This is a genomic window from Streptomyces sp. 8L (assembly GCF_020176795.1).
In the GTDB taxonomy this organism is placed as follows: Bacteria; Actinomycetota; Actinomycetes; order Streptomycetales; family Streptomycetaceae; genus Streptomyces.
In genome coordinates, this window is record NZ_JAIUKE010000172.1 from 8,538 (window position 1) to 11,158 (window position 2,621).

1 protein-coding gene is annotated in these 2,621 nt (G+C 71.7%); it reads right to left on the reverse strand.

Annotated elements, in window-relative coordinates; translation table 11 throughout:
- Positions 1-269 precede the first annotated feature (269 nt).
- On the reverse strand, positions 270-2,621 hold a 2,352-nt coding region (locus LCE31_RS16205), incomplete at its 5' end, for a RelA/SpoT family protein (RefSeq protein WP_225014971.1).

Genomic DNA, 2,621 nt, shown 5'->3' on the forward strand with positions numbered 1-2,621 from the left:
CACCCCCCCCGCCCCCCGCCCCCCCCCCCCGCCGCCCGCGGGCGCCGGCCCCCGCCCCCCCCCCCCCCCCCCCGCCGGGCGGCGGCCCGCGCCCCCCCCCCCCCCCCCCCCCCCCCCCTCGCGCGCGGTACGGGGCTTCGCGTGCGGTACGAGGCCCCGCGCGCTACGGAGCCTCGCGCGCGGTACGCGGCGCCGCGGTACAGCGCCCCACGTGCGGTACGGGCCCCTGCCGGGTGAGGCTCGCCCGCCGGCACCTGGGCCCGCCCGGGTCAGGGTCTGCGCGCTGAGGTGACGCGGTAGACGTCGTAGACGCCCTCCACGCCCCGCACGGCCTTCAGGACGTGCCCGAGGTGCTTGGGGTCGCCCATCTCGAAGGTGAACCGTGAGGTGGCGACGCGGTCGCGGGAGGTCTGGACCGCCGCCGACAGGATGTTCACGTGCTGGTCGGACAGCACGCGGGTGACGTCCGACAGGAGCCGGGACCGGTCGAGCGCCTCGACCTGGATCGCCACGAGGAACACCGACGACTGGGTCGGCGCCCACTCGACATCGAGAATGCGTTCGTGCTGTTGCGACAGCGAGTCGACGTTGACGCAGTCCGCGCGGTGCACGGAGACGCCGCTGCCCCGCGTGACGAAGCCGATGATCGGATCGCCCGGCACCGGGGTGCAGCACCGTGCGAGCTTCACCCACACGTCGTCGACGCCCTTGACCACCACGCCGGGGTCCGCGTTCGACCTGCGCTTGCCGCGGCTGCGCGCGGGCGGCGCCGTCTCCTCGATGTCCTCGGTGGCGGCCTCCTCGCCGCCGAGGGCCTGCACGAGCTTGTGCACGACGCCCCGCGCCGCGACATGGCCCTCGCCGATCGCCGCGTACAGCGACGAGATGTCGGGGTAGCGCATCTCGTGTGCGAGGGTCACCAGCGAGTCGCCGGTCAGTATCCGCTGGATCGGCAGGTTCTGCTTGCGCATGGCCCGCGCGATGGCGTCCTTGCCCTGCTCGATGGCCTCCTCGCGGCGCTCCTTGGAGAACCAGCCGCGGATCTTGTTGCGGGCCCTGGGCGACTTGACGAAGCCGAGCCAGTCGCGGGACGGGCCCGCGCCCGACGCCTTGGAGGTGAAGACCTCCACCAGGTCGCCGTTGTCGAGCGTGGACTCCAGCGGGACGAGCCGCCCGTTGACGCGCGCGCCGATCGTGCGGTGCCCGACTTCCGTGTGCACCGCGTACGCGAAGTCGACGGGGCTGGCGCCGGCCGGCAGCGCTATCACGTCGCCCTTCGGCGTGAACACGAAGACCTCGTTGCGGGACAGGTCGAAGCGCAGGGACTCCAGGAACTCGCTGGGGTCCTCCGTCTCCTTCTGCCAGTCGAGCAGCTGGCGCAGCCACGCCATGTCGTTGACGGTGTCCTGGCCGCCCTTGGCGGAGCTCCTCGGCACGTCGGTGCGCACCTTGGAGGCGCCGGCGACGGCGTCCTGCTTGTACTTCCAGTGCGCGGCGATGCCGTACTCGGCGCGCCGGTGCATGTCGAACGTGCGGATCTGGAGTTCGACGGGCTTGCCGCTCGGCCCGATGACCGTCGTGTGCAGCGACTGGTACATGTTGAACTTGGGCATCGCGACGTAGTCCTTGAACCGGCCGGGCACCGGGTTCCACCGGGCGTGCACGGTGCCGAGCGCCGCGTAGCAGTCGCGGACGGTGTCGACGAGGACGCGGATGCCGACCAGGTCGTAGATCTCCGCGAAGTCCCGGCCGCGGACGATCATCTTCTGGTAGACGCTGTAGTAGTGCTTCGGGCGGCCGGTGACGGTCGCCTTGATCCGGGCGGCCCGCAGGTCGGCCTGCACCTCGTCGGTCACTATGGCGAGGTACTCGTCGCGCTTGGGCGCGCGCTCGGCGACGAGCCGGACGATCTCGTCGTACATCTTCGGGTAGAGGATCGCGAACGCGAGGTCCTCCAGCTCCCACTTGATGGTGTTCATGCCGAGCCGGTGGGCGAGGGGCGCGTAGATCTCCAGCGTCTCCCTGGCCTTCTTCTCCTGCTTGTCCCGCTTCAGGAAGCGCATCGTGCGCATGTTGTGCAGGCGGTCGGCGAGCTTGATCACCAGAACGCGCGGGTCGCGGGCCATCGCGACGACCATCTTGCGCACGGTCTCGGCCTGCGCGGCCTCGCCGAACTTGACCTTGTCGAGCTTGGTGACGCCGTCCACCAGGGCCGCCACCTGGTCGCCGAAGTCCTGGCGCAGGGTGTCGAGCCCGTACTCGGTGTCCTCGACGGTGTCGTGCAGCAGCCCCGCCATCAAGGTGGCCGGGTCCATGCCCAGCTCGGCGAGGATGGTGGTGACGGCGAGCGGGTGCGTGATGTAGGGGTCGCCGCTCTTGCGCTTCTGGCCGCGGTGCCAGCGCTCCGCGACCTGGTAGGCGTGTTCGATCTGCCGGAGCGTGGCCGTCTCGATCTTGGGGTCGTTGCCCCGGACGGTCCGCAGCAGCGGTTCGAGGACCGGGTTGTACGGGGACGAGCGCTGCACGCCCAGGCGCGCGAGCCGGGCCCGTACCCGGTTGGAGGAGCCCGTGCGGGAGGGGCTCGCGGGCACCGGCTTGGGGGCCGTGGGCGGCGTGTGGTT